The sequence below is a fragment of the Hyphomonas sp. genome (assembly GCF_017792385.1).
Taxonomy (GTDB): Bacteria; Pseudomonadota; Alphaproteobacteria; order Caulobacterales; family Hyphomonadaceae; genus Hyphomonas.
Window position 1 is genome coordinate 778190 of sequence record NZ_CP051230.1, and the last position, 19629, is coordinate 797818.

General features: G+C 62.5%; 25 protein-coding genes. 12 read left to right on the forward strand and 13 right to left on the reverse strand.

Annotated features, from left to right (window positions below; translation table 11 throughout):
- Positions 1 to 45: 45 nt before the first annotated feature.
- Positions 46 to 978 carry a transcriptional regulator GcvA gene (gcvA, locus tag HF955_RS03785; RefSeq protein ID WP_027838999.1) on the forward strand — a complete coding sequence of 311 codons (933 nt, stop codon included), beginning with the start codon at positions 46 to 48 and terminating at the stop codon, positions 976 to 978.
- On the opposite strand, the gene HF955_RS03790 is transcribed toward gcvA, so the two are convergent.
- The 4 genes from HF955_RS03790 to HF955_RS03805 all read right to left on the reverse strand — a co-directional run bounded on the left by HF955_RS03790 (position 975) and on the right by HF955_RS03805 (position 2259).
- Positions 975 to 1424, reverse strand: coding sequence for a YcgN family cysteine cluster protein (locus HF955_RS03790; protein ID WP_291078032.1), 450 nt, complete (start codon positions 1422 to 1424; stop codon positions 975 to 977). The genes gcvA and HF955_RS03790 overlap by 4 nt on opposite strands.
- Positions 1421 to 1702, reverse strand: coding sequence for an N-acetyltransferase (locus HF955_RS03795; RefSeq protein ID WP_291078033.1), 282 nt, complete (start codon positions 1700 to 1702; stop codon positions 1421 to 1423). The genes HF955_RS03790 and HF955_RS03795 overlap by 4 nt, the downstream gene beginning before the upstream one ends.
- Complete coding sequence (locus HF955_RS03800) at positions 1699 to 1986, reverse strand: GNAT family N-acetyltransferase (protein WP_291078035.1); 288 nt, start codon at positions 1984 to 1986, stop codon at positions 1699 to 1701. The genes HF955_RS03795 and HF955_RS03800 overlap by 4 nt, the downstream gene beginning before the upstream one ends.
- A gap of 102 nt (positions 1987 to 2088) precedes the next feature.
- Positions 2089 to 2259, reverse strand: coding sequence for a CsbD family protein (locus HF955_RS03805; RefSeq protein ID WP_291078037.1), 171 nt, complete (start codon positions 2257 to 2259; stop codon positions 2089 to 2091).
- Positions 2260 to 2410: 151 nt separating this feature from the next.
- On the opposite strand from HF955_RS03805, the gene mnmC reads away from it, so the two are divergent.
- Positions 2411 to 4261, forward strand: coding sequence for an FAD-dependent 5-carboxymethylaminomethyl-2-thiouridine(34) oxidoreductase MnmC (gene mnmC / locus HF955_RS03810; RefSeq protein ID WP_291078039.1), 1851 nt, complete (start codon positions 2411 to 2413; stop codon positions 4259 to 4261).
- Here mnmC and HF955_RS03815 read toward each other — a convergent pair.
- The 5 genes from HF955_RS03815 to HF955_RS03835 form a co-directional block, all read right to left on the reverse strand.
- Positions 4241 to 4450, reverse strand: a complete 210-nt coding sequence (locus HF955_RS03815) for a hypothetical protein (RefSeq protein ID WP_291078041.1) — start codon at positions 4448 to 4450, stop codon at positions 4241 to 4243. The genes mnmC and HF955_RS03815 overlap by 21 nt on opposite strands.
- A 48-nt stretch (positions 4451 to 4498) precedes the next feature.
- Entirely contained in the window at positions 4499 to 4945 is a 447-nt protein-coding gene (gene pspC / locus HF955_RS03820; RefSeq protein WP_291078043.1) for an envelope stress response membrane protein PspC, read from the reverse strand.
- A 10-nt stretch (positions 4946 to 4955) separates the two neighbouring features.
- On the reverse strand, positions 4956 to 5213 hold the full coding sequence (gene pspB, locus HF955_RS03825; protein WP_291078045.1) for an envelope stress response membrane protein PspB: 258 nt from the start codon (positions 5211 to 5213) through the stop codon (positions 4956 to 4958).
- 113 nt (positions 5214 to 5326) lie between these two features.
- A complete protein-coding gene (gene pspA / locus HF955_RS03830) occupies positions 5327 to 6019 on the reverse strand; it encodes a phage shock protein PspA (RefSeq protein ID WP_027839007.1) in 693 nt (230 codons plus the stop codon).
- Positions 6020 to 6049: 30 nt separating this feature from the next.
- Complete coding sequence (locus tag HF955_RS03835; protein ID WP_291078047.1) at positions 6050 to 6181, reverse strand: hypothetical protein; 132 nt, start codon at positions 6179 to 6181, stop codon at positions 6050 to 6052.
- A 208-nt stretch (positions 6182 to 6389) separates the two neighbouring features.
- Here HF955_RS03835 and pspF point away from each other — a divergent pair, with 208 nt between their 5' ends.
- Positions 6390 to 7478 (forward strand): phage shock protein operon transcriptional activator, encoded by a 1089-nt coding sequence (pspF, locus tag HF955_RS03840; RefSeq protein WP_291078049.1) that lies wholly within the window; start codon positions 6390 to 6392, stop codon positions 7476 to 7478.
- 6 nt (positions 7479 to 7484) lie between these two features.
- Here the strand turns inward: pspF and HF955_RS03845 are convergent, their stop codons facing one another.
- Complete coding sequence (locus HF955_RS03845; protein ID WP_291078051.1) at positions 7485 to 7835, reverse strand: hypothetical protein; 351 nt, start codon at positions 7833 to 7835, stop codon at positions 7485 to 7487.
- Positions 7836 to 7854: 19 nt separating this feature from the next.
- Positions 7855 to 9639 (reverse strand): sensor histidine kinase, encoded by a 1785-nt coding sequence (locus HF955_RS03850; protein WP_291078053.1) that lies wholly within the window; start codon positions 9637 to 9639, stop codon positions 7855 to 7857.
- Positions 9640 to 9953: 314 nt separating this feature from the next.
- Between HF955_RS03850 and raiA the strand changes: the two genes are divergently transcribed.
- Together raiA and HF955_RS03860 are read left to right on the forward strand one after the other, a co-directional pair.
- Entirely contained in the window at positions 9954 to 10547 is a 594-nt protein-coding gene (raiA, locus tag HF955_RS03855; RefSeq protein ID WP_291078055.1) for a ribosome-associated translation inhibitor RaiA, read from the forward strand.
- 23 nt (positions 10548 to 10570) lie between these two features.
- Entirely contained in the window at positions 10571 to 11041 is a 471-nt protein-coding gene (locus tag HF955_RS03860) for a PTS sugar transporter subunit IIA (RefSeq protein ID WP_291078057.1), read from the forward strand.
- 78 nt (positions 11042 to 11119) lie between these two features.
- Here the strand turns inward: HF955_RS03860 and HF955_RS03865 are convergent, their stop codons facing one another.
- The gene (locus HF955_RS03865; protein ID WP_291078059.1) at positions 11120 to 13315 is read right to left on the reverse strand and encodes a M3 family metallopeptidase; all 2196 of its coding nucleotides are present in this window, start codon (positions 13313 to 13315) and stop codon (positions 11120 to 11122) included.
- Positions 13316 to 13381: 66 nt separating this feature from the next.
- A complete protein-coding gene (locus HF955_RS03870; protein ID WP_291078061.1) occupies positions 13382 to 14320 on the reverse strand; it encodes a nitronate monooxygenase in 939 nt (312 codons plus the stop codon).
- 95 nt (positions 14321 to 14415) lie between these two features.
- Between HF955_RS03870 and HF955_RS03875 the strand changes: the two genes are divergently transcribed.
- The 7 genes from HF955_RS03875 (at position 14416) to rpoN (ending at position 19628) form a co-directional block, all read left to right on the forward strand.
- On the forward strand, positions 14416 to 14868 hold the full coding sequence (locus HF955_RS03875; protein ID WP_291078063.1) for a GNAT family N-acetyltransferase: 453 nt from the start codon (positions 14416 to 14418) through the stop codon (positions 14866 to 14868).
- A 6-nt stretch (positions 14869 to 14874) separates the two neighbouring features.
- On the forward strand, positions 14875 to 15345 hold the full coding sequence (locus HF955_RS03880; RefSeq protein WP_291078065.1) for a YaiI/YqxD family protein: 471 nt from the start codon (positions 14875 to 14877) through the stop codon (positions 15343 to 15345).
- 55 nt (positions 15346 to 15400) lie between these two features.
- On the forward strand, positions 15401 to 16015 hold the full coding sequence (locus HF955_RS03885) for a ribonuclease D (RefSeq protein WP_291078067.1): 615 nt from the start codon (positions 15401 to 15403) through the stop codon (positions 16013 to 16015).
- Positions 16016 to 16102: 87 nt separating this feature from the next.
- Positions 16103 to 16777 carry a hypothetical protein gene (locus HF955_RS03890; RefSeq protein ID WP_291078069.1) on the forward strand — a complete coding sequence of 225 codons (675 nt, stop codon included), beginning with the start codon at positions 16103 to 16105 and terminating at the stop codon, positions 16775 to 16777.
- Positions 16764 to 17285, forward strand: a complete 522-nt coding sequence (locus HF955_RS03895; protein ID WP_291078071.1) for an LptA/OstA family protein — start codon at positions 16764 to 16766, stop codon at positions 17283 to 17285. The genes HF955_RS03890 and HF955_RS03895 overlap by 14 nt, the downstream gene beginning before the upstream one ends.
- A gap of 97 nt (positions 17286 to 17382) precedes the next feature.
- Positions 17383 to 18117, forward strand: a complete 735-nt coding sequence (lptB, locus tag HF955_RS03900; protein ID WP_291078073.1) for an LPS export ABC transporter ATP-binding protein — start codon at positions 17383 to 17385, stop codon at positions 18115 to 18117.
- Between the two features lie 20 nt (positions 18118 to 18137).
- Complete coding sequence (gene rpoN, locus HF955_RS03905) at positions 18138 to 19628, forward strand: RNA polymerase factor sigma-54 (RefSeq protein WP_291078075.1); 1491 nt, start codon at positions 18138 to 18140, stop codon at positions 19626 to 19628.
- Position 19629 lies beyond the last annotated feature (1 nt).

The following is a 19629-nucleotide window of genomic DNA, read 5'->3' on the forward strand; positions in this document are numbered from 1 at the left end:
GACGCAACCATGAACCCCTACAGCGATCCTTTAGAGAAACTATCCATGTCCGACCCAACAGACCGTCTCCCCCCCTTGAACGCGCTGAGAGCCTTTGAAGCGGCCGCGCGGCGCCTGTCATTCACACAGGCTGCCGAGGAGTTGAATGTCACGCCCGGCGCCATTTCACAACAGATAAGGCAGCTGGAGGAATATGCCGGGACGCCCCTGTTCAAGCGGACCGGACGGTCTGTCCTGCTGACCGACGCCGCGCAGGCCAGCCTGCCGCTTGTCCGCGACGCATTCGAGAGAATTTCTGAAGCCGGGCGCATCATGCAGGCCCCGGCGCGGAAAGGCCGGGTGATGGTCTCATCCGCCCCCTCCTTTGCCGCAAAATGGCTGGCGCCGCGTCTCGACGGCTTCCATCGCGATCATGAAGATGTCGAGGCCTGGATCAGCGCAGATATGGGCCTGACCGATTTCACGACCGCCGATGCCGACTTCGCCATCCGCTATGGCCGGGGCAATTATGACGGACTGAAATCGGAAAAGCTGATGGACGAGACGGTGCTGCCGGTGTGCTCCCCGGCCCTGCTGGAAGGGCCGGACGCGATCCGCAAACCGTCCGATTTGCGCCATCACACGCTGATCCATGATGAGAGCAATGAGAATGATCCGTCCTGTCCGGACTGGGCGAGTTGGCTGCGCGCCCGCAATGTGACCGATGTCGATGGCACGCGCGGCCCCCGGTTCAACCAGGCCATCCTGGTGATCGAGGCGGCCGCTGCCGGGCGCGGCGTGGCACTGGCCAAGCGCGCCATTGCGGCTGCAGACCTCGCCTCCGGCCGGCTGGTCGCGCCGTTTGCGGATGGCTCCCATTTGATCGATTTCGGCTATTGGATCGTCTATCCGAAGGGCCGTCACCTGACGCCGGATGTGCGCAATTTCATCAAATGGCTGAAAGCCGAGGCGACCAGCAGCGAAGTCGTCGGCGTCTAGGGCGCATTGCCCTCCCAGTCGACAATCCAGTCTTCGGTATCTTCGTCGAACACGGTGTCTTCCGAAACCGTGCGTCCCCGGATGGAATGGCCTTCGGCATGGATGCGTTCGCGGTCCCCGCAGACCAGATGGTGCCAGGCGGGCAGGTCCCTGCCCTCGTGAATGAGGCGATAGGCGCAGGTCTGCGGCATCCAGCGGATTTCCTCCACTTTCTGCGGCGTCAGGATCACGCAGTCTTCCACGATCTTCTTGCGGTTCTCATAGTCCGCACACCGGCAGGTCTCCCCGTCAAACAGGCGGCAGTGCAGGCGCGTGTAGGCGATCTCGCCCGTATCCTCATCTTCCAGTTTCAACAGACAGCATTTGCCGCAGCCATCGCAGAGCGATTCCCACTCTTGCGGTGTCATCTGGTCGAGGGTCTTTGTCTGCCAGAAGGGCCGCGTCATACACGAAGTGCCGCCCATTCAGGCGTTTTCTCGATCAGGGCCGTGGCGAACCAGCAGGAGGAGGATACGGTCTCGCCCGCCGCAATGATGTCGTCCATGACGGCCTTGACGAGTCGCTTGCCCAGCCCCTTGCCGCCAAGCGCGCCCGGCACGATGGTGTGCGTGATGTGGCGATGGCCTGTGCGCGGACGCTCATAGGTGAGATAGGCCTCGAGCCCGTTTTCGAAATGACTGTAGCGCATCAAATTCTCGTCATGCGTGATCGCTGTCGTCGTCATGCCAGAACATCCTGCCATTCGGGGTGTTTCTCGATCTGGGCTTTCGCAAAGGGGCAGAGCGGGATGATCTTGATGCCATCGCGCCGGGCATCCTCGACCGCACGCTTCACCAGCGCCGTGCCCACGCCCAGACCGCCCAGTTCCTTCGGCACGCCGGTATGGTCGATGATGATGCGCTGCGTGCCCGCCTTTGAAAACGTCATCTCGGCCTCGTGACCGTTGACGAGGGTGACGTACCGCCCGCCGGACTCGCCGTCTTCGCGTCTGATCTCGATCTCGCTCATTGTCTTCGCCTTCTGCTCGGATTCCTATGTGGCGTGCACATGCGCCGCGCGCAAGGAAAAGCCGCCCCGTGAGAGGCGGCTTCTTCAGTTTGGGCGGCGTGCCTAGTGCTTCGCGGCATCCTTGACGTCACCAGCGGTCTCGCGGACTTCGCCTTCGGCCTTGTCCATCTTGCCTTCGGCCTGCATCTTCTTGTTGTCGGTCATTTCACCGGCAGTTTCCTTGATCTCGCCTTCGGCCTTCTTGGCGGCGCCCTTGATATGTTCCTTGTCCATATGGATCTCCTTTTCGATCTGTGACGGCCGCATCAGTGCGGTCATCTGAACAACGCGCGACCCGGCCGGGCGATCCGATTAAATCCGCTTCAGGTTGCACATGGCGGGCGGGGACTGTTCAAATCGGCGCGCCCCGGCTACCTGCTGTGCGATGACCCGGCTGCTGCCCCACCCCACCATAGACTGGAAGGAAGACGGTACGCCCGTCGCGCGGGAGGCGGGCGATGTGTACTTCACCGCCGGGGACGGCCTTGCGGAAACGCGCGCCGTCTTCCTGAAAGGCTGCGGCCTGCCGGAAGCCTGGGACGGGCGGGACAGTTTCACGATTGGCGAGACCGGTTTCGGCACGGGGCTGAACTTCCTGGCCCTGTGTGACTTGTGGCAGGCTCACCGACCGGCGCCGGATGCGTGGCTTCATTTCGTCAGCTTTGAGGGCTTCCCCTTGACGCAGGCGGATGCCGCGCGCGCGCTGAGCACATGGCCGGAGCTCGAAGGTCTGGCCGCGCGATTGCTGGCGGCCTGGCCCGGTCCGGTGCGCGGCGTTCATCATCTCGTCTGGGCGGATTTCGGCGTGACGCTGACCCTGCATCTGGGCGACATACACGACACGCTGCCCCAGAGCCGGTTTCAGGCAGACGCCTGGTTCCTCGACGGATTCAGCCCGGCCAGGAATGAGGACATGTGGTCGGCCGGCCTCTACGGCCTGATCGCGGCCCGGTCAAAGCCGGGCGCGGTGATCGGCACGTTCACCGTTGCCGGCGCCGTTCGGCGCGGCTTGGCAAGCGCTGGATTTGAAGTTTCCAAAGCCCCGGGCCATGGCCGCAAGCGCGAACGGCTGGAAGCGCGACTGAAGCAGGCCCCTGCCCCGCAGCCGGACGTGCACGGCCTGCGCGGCCTGCCCGCGGCGGCGAAGAAAGTGGCCATTCTGGGCGCAGGCATTGCCGGCGCCAGTGCGGCGCATGCCCTGTCCGTGCGGGGAGCGAATGTCACTGTCTTTGATCCGGCAGGCATCGCCAGCGGTGCAAGCGGCAATCCGCTGGCCTTGCTGATGCCGCGCCTCGATGCGGGCGACACGACGCAGGCACGCCTGCTGATCGATGCCTATCTGGCGGCGCGGCAGACCTATGCCGGAATGGACGGCGCACATGAGACCAGCGTGCGCCAGATGCCGAAGGATGAGGCCGAACGCATCCGGTTCGCAAAGCTGCTGGCGGACCCGCCTCTGCCGCTGGAAGACCTGGAAGCCATTTCAGGGGGCGGCCTGTTGCACAAGCGCGCCATGATCCTGGAACCCCGGCGCATTGTTTCCGGCCTGCTCGGCAACATCCGGGTATCGACCGGGCGCGTGGAGGCCGACCTTGCGGACCGGAGGGTCAACGGCGAGTCTTTCGACGCCATCATCCTGGCCAACGCCCTGGCAGCCAACCGGCAGCTGGACTGGATCCGTCTGGAAGGTCGGCTTGGACAGGTGGAGCATCTGACCGGCGGCGCAGTGGCAACGGCGGATGCGATGGCAAGCGGGCACTACGCGCTGGCGCTGCGCGATGAGCGCCTCTGGGGCGCAACATTCGAGAAAATCGAAGACGACATGCCGGCCGAAGTTTCGCAGGCTGCCCGCGACCAGAATGATGCTGCCCTCGAGCAGCTGTCACCCTGGTGGCAGCGGGACGCCCGAACGCTGGCGGTGACATCGCGCGCGGCGATCCGCGCGACGACGGCAGACCGCCTGCCCCTGATCGGAGCGGTGCCGGACGCAGCCGCGACACTCGCCGCCTTCGCCGGTCTGCGGACAGGGCGCCCGGCGGATGCGGACGCGCCCCTGATGCCGGGCATTTTCATGGTGAACGGGTTTGGGGCGCGCGGCTTTACCTGGGGCCCCTGGGCCGGGCGGATGCTGGCGGCCCTGTGCCTGGGCGGGCCTGTTCCCGCCGAGACTGAGGCGCTGGAAGCCGTGAGCCCCCTGCGCCTGATCCTGCGCGCCTTAAAGCGCGGCGAAATCTGACTGGCCGAGGGAGCGGGCGATGCTGAGGCGAACGCCCCCGTCCTCGTGCGGGCCGAAGGTCATCTGGAGCCCGCCGAACTCCAGCGCCGTGTGGCCGTGCAGGCTGGAGATGATCAGAACCATCATCAGGATGAGGACGGACACGCCCCCCAGCAGCCAGTTGTTTGTGAGTAGCGTCCCCTTACGCATTCTTTCCGGTCCTTCTTGTCGGAGTGTTGGGGTGATTGGGCGCGGGTCTTAGTTGCCACGCTCCAGGTCGCGAAATTCCTTGCGCAGGCGCCACTCGTCAGACGTGACCTTGCGCTCGATATCCCGAAGACGTTCGTCGAGATCCATGAATGTGTATTTCAGGTTCCCGAACGTGGCTCTGGGGCGGTCGTTCACATTGCGCCAGAACGTATCTTCTTCCGGCGAAATCGGACGACCGCCCTGCGGTGTGCGCGGAGTGATCATCCAGACGACAATATAGGCGATGACGGCGATGGGCCCGGCAAAGAAGAAAAATGCGAGCACGGCCAGCAGGCGGACGAGGATCGGCTCCCAGCCGAAGCGTTCGGCCAGGCCGCCGCAGACGCCGGCGATTACCTTGTCATGGCGGGAGCGGTAGTACCGCTTCGGATTGGGGGAACCGTACTGGTCGCCTCCGGGGGCAGAGTCTGGGTACGGGCGGGAATGGCGGGTCATAGGGGTGTCCTTAGTCGTCAAAAGTGGGGCGGGTAGAGCGCGGCGGGCGGCGGGGGCTGTCCGCCTCGCTCTGTTCAAGGAGGGATTCAAGGGTCTCGATCCGGCGCTCCATGGCGCGGGCCGATCTCCAGAGATCCTCCATCATGCGCTCGTCATCCGGCATCAGGGTCTTCTGCTTCCGCCACAGGGTGATGTAGTGGAAGATCATGCCGGGGAAGACGATGAACAGCGCAACGATGGCAACAATCGGGATGAGGATCTCTTCCATCAGGCAGCCTCTTCTGAGGCGTTGCGGCGGTCAGCGCGGGCCTGGGCGATCAGCCCCGGAGCGCAGACGACGGTCATGAAGCCGACGAGGCAGGCAAGCGAGAACAGCATCTATCAGTCCTCCGACTTCTTGCTGGACGATTTGGCCGAGGACTTGGCGCGCTTAGCTTTCAGGGCCTCCAGCTCCTTCTCGACGCTTTCGTCACGCTCGAGCGCCGCAAATTCGGCTTCCAGGCTCGGCTCGCGGCCCTTGATCGTGTCGGCATAGGCTTCCATTTCGTCGACCTTGCGCTCGATATTGCTGTAGCGGGCCAGCGCATCATCGACCTTGCCGTCATAGACCTGGCTGCGAATGCGGATCCGCTGCTCTGCCGCTTCGCGGCGCATCATCAGCGCACGATGCTTCGCCTTGGCCTCGTCCAGCTTCGCTTGCAGCTTGGCCAGATCGTCCTGACGCTTTTCGAAGGCCTCTTCTGCGGCATCCATCGCCACCTTGCGGCGTTCGATTTCGCTTTCGGCTTTCTGCTTGGCGACCAGTGCGCCACGGGCGAGGTCTTCACGGCCCTTGTCGATGGCCAGTTCCGCCTTGGCGGCCCATTCGTCGCGGGTGGCGGTGAAATGAGCGATCTCGCGCTCCATTTCCTTCTTGTCAGCCATGGCGCGGGCCGCAGCGGTGCGGACCTCGACCAGCGTGTCTTCCATTTCCTGGATGATCAGCCGGGCGATCTTTTCCGGATTTTCCGCGCTGTCGAGCATCGCATTGATGTTGGAATTGATGATGTCACCGAGTCGGGAGAACAAACCCATTTTGGTGTCCTTTCGTGATTGGGGGGAGGATTAGAAGAACAGACCGCCGAGGAAGACGCCGATGACGAAAAACATCCAGCTTTCCGCAGGGCGCGTCGCGAGCCACCGCCCGAAGCGGCCGGCATCCGAGCGGGCTTCCGTCGTGTTGTAGCGATCTTCCATTTTCAATCTGTCCTTCTGTTTGAGAGCAACGCCCTGTCGCTCTGAGCCCTTCACTCATTTCAAGGACCGTGCCAGATTAAAATTAATTTCATAACACCTTGAAATTTATCATCTTTTTATCATTTTCATCGCCAATCATTTTACAATTTTGGTCATTTTTACTGATCTAATAGTGGATTTTGCTGATACTTTTAGCTAATTAGACCAAATGGTTGACCAGAATACGCAATTGCTTGGCCAGGCGCCGGCCTGGCTCAGTGCGCAGGAACATGTTTCCCGTGTGGCGCCGCTGGACCGCCCGATCTTGGTGATCGGCGAACGGGGCACCGGCAAGGAATTGATCGGGGAGCGCCTTCACTTCCTGTCCCGGCGCTGGGACGGGCCCTTCGTCAAGGTCAATTGCGCCGCCTTGTCGGAGACCCTGCTGGACTCCGAATTGTTCGGCCATGAACGCGGCGCGTTTACCGGCGCAACCGAGATGCGGCGGGGCCGGTTCGAGCTGGCCGATGGCGGCACGATCTTCCTCGACGAAATCGCCACCGCCAGCGATCAGGTTCAGGAGAAACTGCTGCGGATTGTGGAGTATGGAGAGTTCCAGCGCGTTGGCGGCTCGAAAGTGCTCAGCACGGATGTGCGCATCGTGGCGGCCACAAATGCGGACCTGCCCGGCATGGTGGAGGCAGGCAGCTTCCGCGCCGACCTGCTGGACCGGCTGGCCTTTGATGTGATCACCCTGCCCCCGCTGCGCGCCCGTCCGGGCGATGCCAGCCTCCTGGCCGACCATTTTGCGCGGCGCATGGCGATCGAGATGGCGCAGGACTTTCCGGGATTTGCGCCCTCGGCCATCGCCGCCATCGAGGCCCATGACTGGCCCGGCAATGTGCGCGAACTGCGAAACTTTGCCCAGCGGCTGGCCCATCGCGGCATGCTGATGGCCCCGGATGAACCCATCCTGTTCGATCCGGCCGCGCTGGACCCGTTCGACTCCCCCTGGCGGCCCACCGGGGCCGGAAAATCCGGCATGGCACAGGCATCGCCGGCACCGTCCCCGAAGGCTGCGGACACGCGGCCCGTACCGGCGGACTTCAGCGCCCAGGTCGCTGCGTTCGAAATGCAGTTGATCGACGAGGCGCTCAGCCTGTCACAGGGCCATCAGGGGCGCGCCGCCGACCTGCTGGGCCTGTCCTATCACCAGTTCCGGGGCCTGCTGAAAAAGCATGAATACGGCCGCAAGCCGGGCAAGGCGGCAGACCCTGAAGGCGGCACACCGGTCTCCGGACCGGTGCGCGCCATGTAGGCTGTATCAGCGGCGTGCGATGACGTCTGACAGATCCTCGATCAGGACAGAGAAGACCACGGGCTTGGTATGAACCGGGCTATCCGCGAGACCGGATGGCAATTCGGCGCGGTCGTTTCCGGACACGAAGACAAAGGGAATGTCGCGCGCCTGCAGCCCGCTGGCTGTCGGAAAGGAATCCTGTCCGCCCAGATCCATGTCCAGCACCGCAGCATCCAGGGCGCCGGACGCGACATGTTCCGCCGCGTCCTCGTTGCGGGCGAATGGCCCGATGATCTCGAATCCGGCTTCCTCGAGATGCGCCTTCATGTCGAACGCAATGAGAAAGTCATCCTCCAGAAGCAGTATTTTCGGCATGTTCCCCCTACCTCTTTCTCTACCTCTTCACTGGAAACCGGAACCGGGCCTTCAGGCCTTCCGCATTGAATTCGAGCCTGGATTCCCCCCCAAGGGAATGGGCCAGACTATGTTCGATCAGCAGCGAGCCGAACCCTTTTCGGCTCGGCGGCGCAACGGGCGGCCCATCGGTTTCCTCCCACTCAATGACAATATCAGGCTCTGCGGCTTCTCCGGCAATCACCCAACTGACCCGGACCCGGCCGGATGCGTTTGAAAATGCGCCATATTTGGACGCGTTTGTCGCCAGCTCATGCAGGATCAGACCAAAGGCATGGGCGCCCTGCGGCCCCAGCGTGGTGGAAGGTCCGGCAATCGTCAGGCGGTCCGGTTCGGCCGGGGCATAGCCCTTCAGCTGGTCCGCCACCAATCGTGACAGGTCCGCCGAGTCCTGCCGCGTCGAGACGAGCAGGTCATGGCTGGCCGCAATGGCCCGCAGCCGCCCGGTGAAGGAAGTGCGGAAACTGTCGAGATCCGAGGCTTCGCGCTGGGTATGGGAGGCGATGGCCTGAACGGTGGCGAGCGAATTCTTGACCCTGTGGTTCAGCTCGCTGAGCAGCATTTCCCTGTGCGCTTCTGCGCGCTTGCGTTCCGAAATGTCGATGGCCGACATGACGATTTCGTGGATCTCGCCCGAATCCTCGATGATGGGTGCCACCTGCACATCCACCGGGACCAGTTTGTCGGAATGATCCACGATTTCGGCATCGAAGCGGATAAGACGGCCCTGCCCCGCTTCGGCAAATGCCGCGCGGAGGCGGTCCTGCAGCTCGGCAGAGTGAGACCAGGCAGGATGGTCCCAGATGGGCAAGCCGACCAGTTCGGCAGGATTTGCCCCGGTCATGCTCAGGGAGGGCTTGTTCACTTCCAGCATGACACCATCCGGACGGGCCAGTCCGATCATGGACATCACGCCGTCGAGAATGGTGCGCAGGCGCGCCTGGCTGGCCTGCAATTTCAGTTCGGCCTCTTTGCGCGCCGTGACGTCCTGGAAGGAGATGGCAAACCCGTCGCCCACCCGCGCCACCGTGAAATTGAACCAGCGCCGGCCCAGATGCCCCGGATAGAGCATCTCCCGCCGCCAGGGCTCGCCCGACTGCACCACGCCGCAAAACACTTCGAACAGGCCGCGCGCATGGACTTGCGGCATTTCCTTCAACAGGCGTTTGCCGATCAGTTGCCGGCCGGTCCGCCCCGTGACCTGTTCGGCCGCAGGATTGACGAATTCCCAGACGAAATCCTCGATCTCTCCGGTCGGCGAGCGCAGGGTTCGCAGGATCATGAAGCCGTCGGGACTGGTGACCTGGACCGCCCGAAACCGGGCCTCGCTGTCAGCCAGCGCCCGGCTGATGCGCTTTTTCTCGGTGATGTCCTGGATGACCGAGATGAAATAGTCGACCTCCCCCGCCTCGGTACGGATGCAGCTGACCGACAGGGTGACCCAGACGATCCGTCCGGTCTTGTGGAAGTAGCGCTTCTCGATCCGGTAGGTGTCCCGCGTGCCGGCCAGCACCTCGTTCAGAAGGCCGAGATCGAGGTCCAGATCGTCAGGATGGGTGATGTCCTGGAAGGTGATCTTGAGCAGTTCGTCCGGTGCATAGCCGACGATGTCCGCAACCCGCCGGTTGACGTTCAGCCACTGTCCCTCGGGGCCGACATGCGCGATGCCCACGCTGGCATGTTCGAACGCGTTCCGGAACATGGCCTCCCGCGCGACGAGCGTTTCGCGCGACAGAAATTCCTGTTCCTGAGTGTCGTTCCCCATGCCCCGTCCTTGATGAAAGGATATTAATCGAGAAGACTATGCGAAAGTGTAGAACAGGTTACCCGAGCTGCGCCGTCCGCACCACACTGAATTATCTAAACTTTTTTCTCTCTATATCCGCCGCTTTGCGCCGTTTCCGCCGGTCGACTGCCGCGATACGCGCCCGGATCGCGCCATCCGATGGCCTGATTGCGCCCGCCCGGGTCTTGAGGCCCGGAACGCTCGGCCCCACCTCTTACGGATGAGGAATTGGATTCGCCTCCGTCGCAATTCTGCGCCATAATTGAATCCTGAAAAAACAAAGGAGACCGCCCGTGCAGATACAGATTACTGGCAAGCATATGGATCTCGGAGAGGCTCTGCGGAGCCGGATCGAAGATGGATTAGAGGCGGCAGTCAGTAAGTATTTCAACCGAAGTGGCGATGCCCGCGTATTCGTTTCACAGCAGGGCCCGTTCGTTGAAGTCGATTGCAATGTTCATCTGCCTTCAGGGATCATTCTGCAGTCCACCGGCAAGGCCGAAGACCCGTACGCCGCCCTCGAAAACAGTCTCGACAAGATGGAGAAACGGGTGCGCCGCTACAAGCGCCGCCTGAAGGATCACCACTCCGGCAATTCCGCCCCGATGCCAAGCGAACTGGCGCCGGAATCCGTGTTCCAGGTGAACGGGCACGACGCCGAGGACGACGAGCCTGTGGAAGGGTCGGATGACGCGCCGCTGACGGTTGCGGAGACATCGCACACAATTCGGACAATGAGCGTGTCGGAAGCCGTTATGCAGCTCGAACTGCAGGAAGTGCCGGCCCTCATGTTCAGAAATGCTGGCCATGACGGCCTGAATATGGTCTACCGCCGTCCAGACGGGCATATCGGATGGGTGGATCCCGAGAACGCCCGGAGGAACTAGGCCGGAAGACGGAAAGCAACCTCATGGCGACTGATTTGACCTCCCTGCTCGAAGGCGGGGTAATCATCCCTTCGTTTGATGCGAAGAGCCGCAAGCAAGCCATTCACGCCCTCGCTGAAGCCCTGGCAGAGGCGACCGGGCTGAGCCTGCGGGAAATCGAGGATGCCGTGATGGAGCGCGAGCGCCTGGGTTCCACGGGTGTGGGCGAAGGCGTCGCCATCCCGCATGCCCGGCTCGACGGCATCGAGGCCCCCATCGGCGGCTATCTCCGACTGGTGCACGGCGTCGATTTCGAAGCCATCGACGACCGTCCCTGTGACCTTGTCTTCATGCTGCTGGCCCCGAAATCCTCAGGCGCCGACCATCTTCGCGCCCTGGCGCAGGTCAGCCGCACCTTCCGCCAGAGTGCCATTCGCGACGCGCTGCGGGAGGCGAAGACCGAAGATGAGGTGAAAGCGATCGTGTGCCGGGAGTCGGCCGAACAATCGGCCTGACCGGATTTTCCCGAACACCATTAAAAAAGCCCGCCGGATGACCGGCGGGCTTTTTGTATGGCGGGATGTGCCCGGCGATCAGCCTTCGCTGGGCTGTTCGGCAAAGCCGCGCAGCTGGAGCAACGGCTCGATGGTCGGGTCAGAGCCACGGAAATTGCGGTACAATTCGTCGGCCTCGCGCAAGCCGCCAGCCTCATAGACCCATTTCTTCAGGCGGGCCGACAGCTCCGGATCGAAGATGTCGCCGGTCTCGCGGAAGGCCGTAAAGCCGTCGGCATCCAGGATTTCAGACCAGAGATAGGCGTAGTAGCCGGCCGAATAGCCGCCTGCGAAGATGTGGCTGAAATACTGGCTGCGATACCGCGGTTCGATTTCCGGGATCAGGCCGTACTCCTCAAGCACCTGACGCTCGAATTCGCGCGCATCGGTGATCTCGGCCGCCTCTTCCGAAGTCAGCATGTGCCAGCGCAGGTCCAGCAGCGATGCCGCGATGAATTCGGTGGTCTTGAAGCCCTGATTGAACGTGGCCGCCGCATTCATCTTGTCGATCAGCTCCATCGGGATCGGCTCACCGGTTTCGTAATGGTTGGCATAGGTTGCCAGAACTTCGGGGGCGCCTGCCCAATGCTCCAGGATCTGCGCCGGAAATTCGGTATAGTCGCGCGGTCCGTCGACGCCGGAGAAGGTCGAATAACGGATCTGCGTCAGCAGGCCATGCAGGCCATGACCGAATTCGTGGAACAGCGTCTCCACTTCATCAAACCGCATCAGGGTCGGCTCGCCTTCGGCCGGCGTGATCAGGTTGAGATTGTTGGAGACGATCGGCCGGACATTGTTGCCGTCGATATTGGACGTGTTGCGGAACGAGCTCATCCAGGCGCCGCCGCGCTTGGAATCCCGGGCGTACATGTCCATCATGAACAGGCCGAGATGCTCGCCGGTCTTGGCATCCGTGATCTCGTAGGAGGTGACGACCGGATTCCAGCCTTCCACCTCGACCGGCTCGATGGTGATGTCGAACAGTCTGGAGGCGACGTCGAATGCGCCTGTGCGCACGGCGCCCAGTTCGAAATAGGGTTTCAGCGCATTGTCATCAAAGGCGTAGAGGTCCTGACGGACCTTTTCGGCATAATGCCACCAGTCATGACCGGCGATCTGGAACTCGTCTCCGACCATGTCCTGCATGGCGGCGCGCTCTTCCTTGGCGCGGGCGAGGCCGGGTTCCCAGACTTTCAGCAGGAAGTCCTCGGCGCCTTTCGGCGTCTTCGCCATGCGGGTTTCAAGCTGGTAGTGCGCATGCGATTTGTATCCCATGAGCTCGGCACGCTTGGCGCGCAGCTGCGCAATCTTGATGGCCAGCGGGCCATTGTCATACTCACCTTCCGACGCGCGCAGCCGATACCCATTGAACATCTGCTCGCGCAGGTCGCGGTTCTCGCTCTGCGTCATGAAGGTCTCGTAGACTGAGCGGTCGACGGTGAGGACCCATTTGTCCTCTCCATCCACCTTGAGCGCATTCTTGAAGTCCTCGGACAGGCCGGCCAGGTCTGCTTCGTCGGTCACCTCGATCTTGAAGGCCTTGGTCGACAGCAGCAGGTTGCGCCCGAACTTGGTCGTCAGACCGGCGAGTTCTTCATTGATGGCAGCAACTTCGGCTTTCACGTCCGGCGACAGGTCTGCGCCATTGCGAACGAATTCGCGATAGGTCAGCTCCAGCAGGCGCGCATCCTGCTCGTCGAGGCCCAGGCGATCACGTTGGTCGTAGACCGCCTTCACGCGGTCAAACAGGCCCTGATTGAAGTTGATCGCGTCGGTTTCGCGGGTCAGCATCGGCCAGATTTCGGCTTCCAGATCGCTGAGCGTGTCATTGGTATCGGTGTTCGTGATGTTGGAGAACACGTTCAGAACCTTGTAGAGGGACTCCCCTGCCGTATCGAGCGCGACGACGGTGTTCTCGAAGGTCGGCGCATCCGGATTGTCGACAATGGCGTCAATCTCGGCGCGCAGCTCCAGAATGGCCTGCTTGGTGGCCGGCATGTAGTGCGCATCCTCGATCTCGGCGAAGGGTGGCACACCATAGGGCGTGTCCCATTCGGCGCGGAACGGGTTGCCCACAAGATCTGCCTCGCTCACTTCGATCTCCGGCAGGCTCGTTTCTTCGGCCGCGGTCTCTTCCGCAGCCGCCGCATCCGGCGCATCGGGTTTTGCGCCACAGGCCGTTACGACAAGAGCGAGCGCCGCAACGCTGCTCGCGAGCAAGGATTTTCTGGTCATTGAGTGTTCTCCGGTCCGTTGATGCCGTTTAGCGATAAATGAGCGCAAAAACCAGACCCGGACCACCTATTTCGGCAGGCCGGACACGACCTTGTGATACTCGGCAATGGTTTCGTCGAGAATCTGCGCCACGGGCTTGGCCTCGGTGATGCGTCCGGCGACCTGTCCGGTCAGTGCGATGCCGGCTTCCAGGTCGCCTCCGAAATAGACTTTCTGCGTGCCGGCAAACTCTCCGAATATGTTGTCGACCCCTTCTTTCAGGATGCGTTCCGTACGCTCCGTACGCAAGGCGCGCAGCGCCGGACCCGGCCCGGACCGGTTGAGGAAGACAGTGTCGGTGGCATCGGCTGCGAAGATTGCATCCTTCCAGTTCTGGTGCACCGGGCTTTCTTCGGAAGAGAGAATGCGCGTGCCCATCAGGATCCCCTCCGCGCCGAGCGCAAAGGCAGCCGCCATGCTGCGCCCGTCGGTGATGCCGCCCGCAGCCACGACGGGCACATTCACATGTTCACAGACCAGCGGAACCAGCACCATGGAGGCCACATCCTTCGGATTCTTGAAGCCGCCCCCTTCCCCGCCTTCGACGATCAGGCCGTCCACACCCGCCTCGATCGCCCGCAATGCCCCCTGCAGGGAGGGCACGACATGAAACACGGTCAGGCCGGCCTCCTTCAGCATCGATGTGTATTTCATCGGATCGCCGGCTGACGTGGTGACGAATTTGATACCCTGGTCGATGATGAAGTCGACAATGTTCGGGTCACGCACAAAGGCCTGCGCCACATTCACGCCGAACGGCTTGTCGGTGAGGTCCTTCATCTTGAGGATTTCCTCGCGGATGGCATCCAGCTCTCCGGAGGAGGTTTCGATAATGCCCATGCCACCGGCATTCGAGAAAGCCGAAGAGAGCGGCGCCCGGGCGATCCAGCCCATGGCCGCCTGGATGACGGGCTTTTCGATGCCGAGCATTTCGGTGATGCGGGTTCTAACGGGTGCAGCGGCCATGTGACTTCCTCCATTTTGCCGATAAAAGAAGGGGGAATCGCGGGGCCTGCAAGCCCTTGCCTTGCGTCAGCGCCCACCGGCAGGAAGACACAGCCATGATCCTGAGACCCCCCAATCCGGATGAACTGGCCGCCCTGTCAGACATGTGCCTTCGGTCCAAGGCCGTGTGGAATTATGACGAGGCCATGCTGGAAGCGTTCCGGGACGAACTGACCCTGACCGAAGACGACCTCGATTTCGACGCGGTGGTCGTTGCCGAAGACAAGCGCGGCGTCGCGGGCCTGGCCGAGGTTTCGCTGGAAGAAGACGGGACGAGCCATCTGGAGAAGCTGTTCGTGGAACCGGCCCGGCTCGGCGAGGGAACCGGAAAGATGCTCTATGTCTGGGCCTGCCGGTTCGCGCAGGGTCTGGGCGCGCGGGAATTGGTCATCGAGGCCGATCCGGATGCCGCCCCCTTCTATCGCCATATGGGCGCCGAGCCTGCGGGCGAAGCCGAATCCGGGTCCATTCCCGGACGGTTCCTGCCGAGGCTCCTCCACAAATTGTGATCCGGCATGACTGACCCCCTGCAAATCCTCATCGATGCCGATGCCTGCCCGGTCAAGGACGAGACCTACAAGGTCGCCCTGCGCCATGACGTGCCGGTGGTGATTGTCGCCAATGCCTATATCCGCATCCCCGAGCACCGGCTGCTCAGCCGCAAGATCGTGTCGGACGGGTTCGACGCCGCCGATGACTGGATCGCCGAGGCCGCAGATGCGCGCACGCTGGTCATCACGGCAGACATCCTGCTGGCCGACCGCTGCCTGAAGGCGGGCGCGCGCGTCATCGCCCCCAATGGCAAGCCGTTCACCGACGCCTCCATTGGCAGCGCCGTCGCCGTGCGGGCCATCCATGCCGACCTGCGCGCGGGCCTGGGAGACGGCATCCAGAGAGGCCCGGCCCCCTTCTCCAAGGCAGACCGGTCCCGCTTCCTGAACGCGCTGGACGCGGCGATTGTGGCGATGAAGAAAGCCCGCGCCTGACGCGGCCGGGCGGCGAGATACTTGCCCTTAACGCCTGAAGTGCTACAGCCTCGCCATGAACGGCATTACTCTTCACAAGGGCGACCTGCCCGACGGTCTCGATTTTGGCCCGGTTGTGGCGGTCGATACCGAGGCCATGGGCCTGAACCTGCTGCGCGACCATCTCACCCTCGTCCAGCTCTCCTCCGGCGATGGCACGGCCCATCTGGTACAGCTCGACCGGACCTATGACTGCCCGAACCTCAAAAAGGTCCTGACGGACCCGGACGTGCTCAAACTGTTTCATTTCGCGCGGTTCGACGTCGCCATGATGAAACGCTGGATGGGCATTGATTGCGCGCCGATCTGGTGCACCAAGATCGCCTCGAAACTGGCCCGCACCTATACCGACCGCCACGGCCTGAAGGATGTCGCCCGCGAGATTGCCGGTGCCGACATGTCGAAGGCGCAGCAGAGCTCTGACTGGGGCGCTGGTGAACTGACCGATGCGCAGCTGCAATATGCGGCGTCCGATGTGCTCTATCTGCACCGGATCAAGGAAGGCCTTGAAGCCATGCTGAAGCGCGAGGGCCGCCTGGAACTGGCGGAGGCGTGCTTTGCCTTCCTGCCGATCCGCGCGACGCTGGACCTGTCGGGCTGGGGCGAAACGGACATTTTTGCGCACAGCTAACCCATCTGTCATGCCTTCGCCGCTTTTGTTTCCGAGGCTGGGCCGCTAAACGTCGAGTGTAGACACCAAAGCAGGCACCCGCTTTTCATGGACGCCGTCAAGCATCACGATCCGGCATCATTATGGGCCCCCCGGCGTCAGCTGACGCTGGCCCAGGCGCGCAAACGCTCGCAGGCGGTGCGGCTGTTGCGGCTCGGCTTCTCCGCGCTGGCCGCCATCGCGATCGGCCTGTTCCTCGGCTACATCATCCGAAGCGCCATTGCGAAGGATGCCACTCCGGTCCAGGTCGGACAGGGCGAAGCCGTCACCATGCTGAATCCCCGCTTTTCGGGCCGGGATTCCCTGGGACAGAGCTTCCAGATCACGGCCGATTCGGCCCGACGCCGCCAGACGACCGGCACGCTGGTGGACCTGGTCAATCCGGTCCTCATGGATGAGAGCGGCAGCGAGATCAGTGCGCCATCCGGCATGTATGACCGCGAGGCCGGAATCCTGGAACTCTATGAAGACGTCCGGATCACCGATGCCGTCGGCTACATGTTCATGACGTCCGGCGCGCGCGTCTTCGTGGATGAGGGACGGGTCGAGGGCCTCTCGCCCCTGCAAGGCAGAGGGCCTCTTGGCGATATCAGCTGCGACTCGTATGAAGTTCTTGAAGATGGCAACCGGGTCATCTGCAAAGGCAATGTGAAAACAGTACTCTACCCTGCCCCGGCAGACACAGCGGACACAAGTGAAGGTGAAACGGATGACTCGCAATAAGGTTCTAGTTTCTCTGGCGGCCCTGGTTGCGCTGGCAGTGCCGGCGGTGGCGCAGATCTCGTCCGATGGCGGCCCGATCTACATCAATTCCGAACGGACCGAGAGCCTGGAGCGCGAGCGCAAGGTGCTGCTGGTCGGCAATGTCGACATCCAGCAGGGCGATGCCCGCCTGCGGGCCGATACGGTGACGATGATCTTTGCCGAACGGCCGGCCGGGGCGGCCGACACAACCGGCGTCGGCAGCGGCTTTGGCCAGATCCAGACCATGGTGGCCGAAGGCAATGTCTTCTACATCACCGCCGACATGAAGGCGAAAGGTGATCGCGGCGTCTATGATGCGGCCAGCGATGTCATCACCATGACCGGCAATGTGGCCCTGATGCGCGAGCGGGACGTGGCCGAGGGCGCAGTGCTGCGCGTGGAGATCGGCAATCGCCGCACCACGCTGGACGGGGGCGACGGCCGCACCCGGATGGTGATCGAACCGGACGGAAATTCGGGGAACTGAATTAATTTTAGCAAGATCGTGAAGCCGATCTTAAGTATGTCGGGGTAAGCCTTTTCCCGGGTGGCAAAATCCCAGCAGATTGAGGGACTCATCAGAGATGGCGGAGTCGGCCGAAGGCCTTGTCGTAAGCAATATTGCCAAGTCTTTTGGCAAGCGACAGGTCGTGCGCGACGTCTCCCTCAGCCTCAAACGCGGGGAAATTGTCGGCCTGCTTGGACCCAATGGGGCCGGCAAGACGACCTGTTTCTACATGATCATGGGCCTGATTGGCGCGGATTCCGGAACCATCTCGATCGATGGCGAGGATGTCACGCGTCTGCCCATGTACCAGCGCGCCCGTCTGGGCGTGGGGTATCTTCCGCAGGAGGCCTCGATCTTCCGGGGCATGACGGTGGAAGAGAATGTGCTGGCGGTCGCGGAACTTGTGGAAAAGGACCGCGCAAAGCGTATGGCACAGGTCGACAGCCTGCTCAGCGAACTGCATGTGGAACATCTGCGTGGCCAGGCGGCCACCTCCCTGTCGGGTGGCGAACGCCGCCGGGTGGAGATTGCCCGTGCGCTCGCATCGCGTCCAAGCTTCATGCTTCTGGACGAACCGTTCACCGGCATTGACCCGCTCGCCATTTCCGACATTTCCGAACTTGTCCGCTATCTGAAGCAGCGCGGCCTGGGGGTCCTGATCACGGATCACCAGGTGCGTGAAACGCTGCAGATCGTCGACAAGGCCTATGTTATGTATGAAGGTGAAGTCCTGTTCGATGGCACGCCGCAAGACGTGCTGACGAATGAGGATGTGCGCAGGGTCTATCTGGGTGAACAGTTCGCCGCTTGAGGAAAGGCGCGGGCTCGCAAATGAAACAATCACTCGACATGCGCCAGGGCCAGTCCCTGGTAATGACGCCCCAGCTCCAGCAGGCGATCAAGCTGCTGCAACTGTCCAATCAGGAGCTGAGCGAATTCGTCGAAGCCGAGATCGAGCGCAACCCGCTTCTCAACAAGGCCGAGGAAGAGCCTGCCCCGTCAGGCGAAGACACCGGCCCGGACAATCGCCAGCAATTGTCGCTGGATGAAAGCTCCGGTCTCGGCGAGGCGCGGGACCAGCTGGACGCGCCGGGCGAGGATGTCTACGAGCCGGGCACGGGATCGGACGCGGCCATGCCGGCCGGAACGTCCGGCCCGTCCGCGAAGGCGGACTGGTCCGGTGTCGGCGGCGGCGGCTCCGGCGAGGATTTCGATTACACAGCCAATCTGAGCACGGACATATCCCTGCGCGAACATCTGCACACACAGCTGAATCTGGCCGGACTGTCGGCAGCGGACCGCCTGATTGCCGCCCGCCTGATCGACGAGACCGATGATACCGGCTATCTGCGCGCCGATCTCGAGGATCTGGCGCAGGCACTTGGCGCCGACATTGCCAATATCGAGGCCGTGCTGGATGTGTGCCAGGGATTTGATCCCACCGGCGTGATGGCGCGGTCCATTCCGGAATGCCTCGGCCTTCAGCTGAAGGAACTTGGCCGTTTCGACCCCGCCATGGAGGCGATGGTCAACAATCTCCAACTGGTCGCCAAGCACGACATGAAGGGGCTTGCCGCGGCCTGTGGGGTCGACAAGGAAGACCTGCTGGACATGATGTCCGAGCTGCGCCAGCTGTCTCCGAAGCCGGGCGCCAGCTTTGCCAGCGACGCCTCCGTGGCCGTGACACCGGATGTGTTCGTCCGTGAAATGCCGAATGGCATGTTCGCCGTCGAACTGAACTCTGAAAACCTGCCGCGTGTCCTGATGGACAAGGCCTATTATGCCGAAGTCACGGCTCTGCCGATGCGCGACAAGGAAAAGGAATTCATTTCCGAATGCGCCGCCTCGGCCACCTGGCTGATCAAGTCGCTGGACCAGCGCGCCCGAACCATCCTGAAAGTGGCGAGCGAGATCGTCCGCCAGCAGGATGCCTTCTTCGCGCATGGCGTCGCGCATCTGCGTCCGCTGAACCTGAAACAGGTGGCCGACGCCATCGAGATGCATGAATCGACCGTCAGCCGCGTGACCACCAACAAGTACATGTCCACGCCGCGCGGCCTGTTCGAACTGAAATACTTCTTCTCGGCCTCGATCCCGGCCACGGGCGGCGGCGAGGCGCATTCGGCCGAGGCCGTCCGCCACCGGATCAAGACACTGATCGACAACGAGACGCCGGACAATGTCCTTTCCGACGACCAGATCGTCGAGATCCTGACCGGCTATGGCGTCGACATTGCCCGCCGGACCGTCGCGAAATACCGCGAGAGCCTGAACATCCCGTCCAGTGTCCAGCGCCGCCGCATCCTGCGGGCAAGCGCCTAGG

Excerpts from the sequence above, each read along its gene's own strand:
- pspC (WP_291078043.1), bottom strand. The coding sequence starts at position 4,945 with ATGACCCGCCATTCCCGCCCGTACCCAGACTCTGCCCCCGGAGGCGAC.
- HF955_RS03865 (WP_291078059.1), bottom strand. The coding sequence starts at position 13,315 with ATGACCAGAAAATCCTTGCTCGCGAGCAGCGTTGCGGCGCTCGCTCTT.
- HF955_RS03885 (WP_291078067.1), top strand. The coding sequence starts at position 15,401 with ATGAACGGCATTACTCTTCACAAGGGCGACCTGCCCGACGGTCTCGAT.
- HF955_RS03880 (WP_291078065.1), top strand. The coding sequence starts at position 14,875 with ATGACTGACCCCCTGCAAATCCTCATCGATGCCGATGCCTGCCCGGTC.
- HF955_RS03790 (WP_291078032.1), bottom strand. The coding sequence starts at position 1,424 with ATGACGCGGCCCTTCTGGCAGACAAAGACCCTCGACCAGATGACACCG.
- HF955_RS03805 (WP_291078037.1), bottom strand. The coding sequence starts at position 2,259 with ATGGACAAGGAACATATCAAGGGCGCCGCCAAGAAGGCCGAAGGCGAG.
- HF955_RS03815 (WP_291078041.1), bottom strand. The coding sequence starts at position 4,450 with ATGCGTAAGGGGACGCTACTCACAAACAACTGGCTGCTGGGGGGCGTG.
- HF955_RS03800 (WP_291078035.1), bottom strand. The coding sequence starts at position 1,986 with ATGAGCGAGATCGAGATCAGACGCGAAGACGGCGAGTCCGGCGGGCGG.
- HF955_RS03875 (WP_291078063.1), top strand. The coding sequence starts at position 14,416 with ATGATCCTGAGACCCCCCAATCCGGATGAACTGGCCGCCCTGTCAGAC.
- gcvA (WP_027838999.1), top strand. The coding sequence starts at position 46 with ATGTCCGACCCAACAGACCGTCTCCCCCCCTTGAACGCGCTGAGAGCC.
- rpoN (WP_291078075.1), top strand. The coding sequence starts at position 18,138 with ATGAAACAATCACTCGACATGCGCCAGGGCCAGTCCCTGGTAATGACG.
- pspB (WP_291078045.1), bottom strand. The coding sequence starts at position 5,213 with ATGGAAGAGATCCTCATCCCGATTGTTGCCATCGTTGCGCTGTTCATC.
- HF955_RS03890 (WP_291078069.1), top strand. The coding sequence starts at position 16,103 with ATGGACGCCGTCAAGCATCACGATCCGGCATCATTATGGGCCCCCCGG.
- mnmC (WP_291078039.1), top strand. The coding sequence starts at position 2,411 with ATGACCCGGCTGCTGCCCCACCCCACCATAGACTGGAAGGAAGACGGT.
- HF955_RS03795 (WP_291078033.1), bottom strand. The coding sequence starts at position 1,702 with ATGACGACGACAGCGATCACGCATGACGAGAATTTGATGCGCTACAGT.
- HF955_RS03860 (WP_291078057.1), top strand. The coding sequence starts at position 10,571 with ATGGCGACTGATTTGACCTCCCTGCTCGAAGGCGGGGTAATCATCCCT.
- HF955_RS03835 (WP_291078047.1), bottom strand. The coding sequence starts at position 6,181 with ATGGAAGATCGCTACAACACGACGGAAGCCCGCTCGGATGCCGGCCGC.
- HF955_RS03850 (WP_291078053.1), bottom strand. The coding sequence starts at position 9,639 with ATGGGGAACGACACTCAGGAACAGGAATTTCTGTCGCGCGAAACGCTC.
- HF955_RS03845 (WP_291078051.1), bottom strand. The coding sequence starts at position 7,835 with ATGCCGAAAATACTGCTTCTGGAGGATGACTTTCTCATTGCGTTCGAC.
- pspA (WP_027839007.1), bottom strand. The coding sequence starts at position 6,019 with ATGGGTTTGTTCTCCCGACTCGGTGACATCATCAATTCCAACATCAAT.
- HF955_RS03895 (WP_291078071.1), top strand. The coding sequence starts at position 16,764 with ATGACTCGCAATAAGGTTCTAGTTTCTCTGGCGGCCCTGGTTGCGCTG.
- HF955_RS03870 (WP_291078061.1), bottom strand. The coding sequence starts at position 14,320 with ATGGCCGCTGCACCCGTTAGAACCCGCATCACCGAAATGCTCGGCATC.
- lptB (WP_291078073.1), top strand. The coding sequence starts at position 17,383 with ATGGCGGAGTCGGCCGAAGGCCTTGTCGTAAGCAATATTGCCAAGTCT.
- pspF (WP_291078049.1), top strand. The coding sequence starts at position 6,390 with ATGGTTGACCAGAATACGCAATTGCTTGGCCAGGCGCCGGCCTGGCTC.